At 47.1% G+C, this 2,240-nt stretch carries 4 protein-coding genes; 1 reads left to right on the top strand and 3 read right to left on the bottom strand.

The features are described 5' to 3' along the window. Both CBG25_RS04575 and CBG25_RS04580 read right to left on the bottom strand, forming a co-directional pair. On the bottom strand, nt 1-243 hold a 243-nt coding region (locus CBG25_RS04575), incomplete at its 3' end, for a replication protein (RefSeq protein WP_290604891.1). Between the two features lie 45 nt (nt 244-288). Then, nucleotides 289-516: a hypothetical protein gene (locus CBG25_RS04580; protein WP_290604893.1), complete on the bottom strand. Its 228-nt coding sequence runs from the start codon at nt 514-516 to the stop codon at nt 289-291. Between the two features lie 696 nt (nt 517-1,212). On the opposite strand from CBG25_RS04580, the gene CBG25_RS04585 reads away from it, so the two are divergent. Next, nucleotides 1,213-1,638 carry a hypothetical protein gene (locus CBG25_RS04585; protein WP_290604895.1) on the top strand — a complete coding sequence of 142 codons (426 nt, stop codon included), beginning with the start codon at nt 1,213-1,215 and terminating at the stop codon, nt 1,636-1,638. Nucleotides 1,639-1,706: 68 nt separating this feature from the next. On the opposite strand, the gene CBG25_RS04590 is transcribed toward CBG25_RS04585, so the two are convergent. Next, nucleotides 1,707-1,835, bottom strand: coding sequence for a hypothetical protein (locus CBG25_RS04590; RefSeq protein WP_290604897.1), 129 nt, complete (start codon nt 1,833-1,835; stop codon nt 1,707-1,709). Nucleotides 1,836-2,240: the final 405 nt, after the last annotated feature.

Here is a 2,240-nt window from a genome sequence, read left to right on the forward strand (position 1 = left end):
ATGGGTGCGATGGATACCTGTCATTTCACTGAGTTGCATATCTGTTATGCGGTCGTAATCTTTACCCCAGCCAATCGTTATTCTATGAATTGCATCAAAAATTTTATATTGACGGAATGTAATCGGGGCGCGTAGAAGCGCTTCTTTGAGATTGTTATTCCACTGAGTAAAGCCATTCTCAGTTATGGGTAGAGAATGTGCTTTATCTTCTGATTGAAAATCAGCATAAGTAACGTTAGTCATAACGACTCCTTTATTTTTTAAATAGGTTTTTAGATAAGTCGTCGTTCAACTGTACTTATCGATTTCATTAAAAATGCACGTAATATCTTCCCGTAAATAATCAATAAATTCAGGAAGCCAAGGCATTGGCTCATGTTCACACGAATGTTTACTAATGTGCTCGTAAATATATCCCGCCACTTCCATCGCCCTAATAAGCCTCGTGTGGCTTTCGTGGCTAATTTCTAGCTTGATCTTTTCCTGTTGAGGAACGGAGATATCAACAATTTTCATGTTAATTTACCTCCACGTTTGCATGCACAGGTTGACGCCCAGCCCATATCAGGCGGCTGTCTTTGAACATGGCGTTGAAGGTACGGCGATCTTGTCGAGTGAATGACACTTTGCCATAGGGGGGACGGTTTGAGTCTAAACGGATAACCCAGTAGGTATCAGTAAATTTAGGGTGAGCGTGGGTAGTAGCAACCATAGTGGTGGCCTCTTGTTGAAGTCTTCCAAATCTCGCTCCCTGATTCCAAGCAGGGTGGCGAGACGTAACGGGGTTGGAATGCCGGTCAACAAGAAATCCGGTGAGCCTTACGGCTCCCCCGTTACATCCGACCATTGTAGAGGCTGTCGCAAAAGGGGTATTTACAATAAAAATAATTTAATTTTTTCTTTAAAATCAAAATATTGAAATCATTAAAAACATGATACTACCTCTTTTGCGACAGCCTCTGTAGGGCGTAACGCTGATTTCGGACGTAAAAAAACCGCATTAAAGCGGCCTGTTATGTCCGCTTGTTGACTCGGGATTCCAAACCCGGCACCCGTTTTCTTAAGGTGCTAAGTATAACTATAGTCCAGATTGCTGGAGAGATGCAAGGGCCAAGTTGGTCATCGTTGCCCTCTCGCCGCAGCGCAGAAAGAATATTTTGCATGAATCACTCACTAATCGGTTAAACTACGAAAAAAACAGGAGGATCCTCTATGGGCCAAGTCGCATTTGATACGCAAGAATTTGTCGAAAAGCTTGAAAATTCTGGCCTTAACAGAGAGCAAGCTAAGGCGATAACCCTTGTTGTGCGTGAATCTCACGAGGTTGCCGATCTTGCTACCAAACGCGATCTTGAGGATACGCGGAAAGATATTGATGCCAGATTCGATAAGACCGATGCAAAAATTGCTGATGTCCGCAAGGATATGGAACATCGCTTTGAAAAAGTTGAAGTGCAGATCGCCGATGTCCGAAAGGACATGACTAACCGATTCGAGCAGATAGACAAACGTCTTGATTTCTCTGAAAAACGATTCGATAGATTGGAGCTTAAATTTGACCGTCTGCAATGGTTTTTGATAGCAGGTATCATTACCTTGCTATTTAAGGATGTGATTCCAAAACTTTGGGGCGGCTGACGCACATCCCCGTCAACTCATCCCCTCCCTGATGTGCAGATGCTTCTAGTGCAAAACTGATCCAGAAGTTAATCATCGGCCTCTTCAAACGCGCCGCTTGCATTAAGCACATACCAGGTATCCGGTTTCACGCCGTTATCACCCACCTTGCTGGCACGGATGTGGATAATACCGCCCTCATCATTGCGGTAGCACAATACGATCGCGCTGCCCTCGGAGGCTTTGGCCTTACCCTGCGCGCCAATAGACGCGGAAACCGATCCGACGCCGCTAACGTCTGCGGCTGACCAGTCGCCGGTGTTGGTGGCGGCTGACCGCTCGCCGGTGTTGGTAGCGACTGACTGGCAGCCGGTGTTGGTGGCGGCTGACCAGTCGCCTGTGTTGGTGGCAGCTGACTCGTCTCCGGTGTTGGTGGCGACTGACCGCTCTCCGGTGTTGGTGGCGGCTGACTAGTAGCCTTCAATGGTCGCCTGTTCTGCAGACTTATCAATTTCACTCGCTATGCACTCGCCGGCGCGGTACACCCTTTGGTGGCGGGACAGTTCCTTCTTGATGGTGATTGTGTTACTGGCGAGTTTGCTGTCTCCCCGATCACGGGCAAT

Source organism: Arsenophonus sp. ENCA (assembly GCF_002287155.1).
GTDB lineage: Bacteria > Pseudomonadota > Gammaproteobacteria > Enterobacterales > Enterobacteriaceae > Arsenophonus > Arsenophonus nilaparvatae.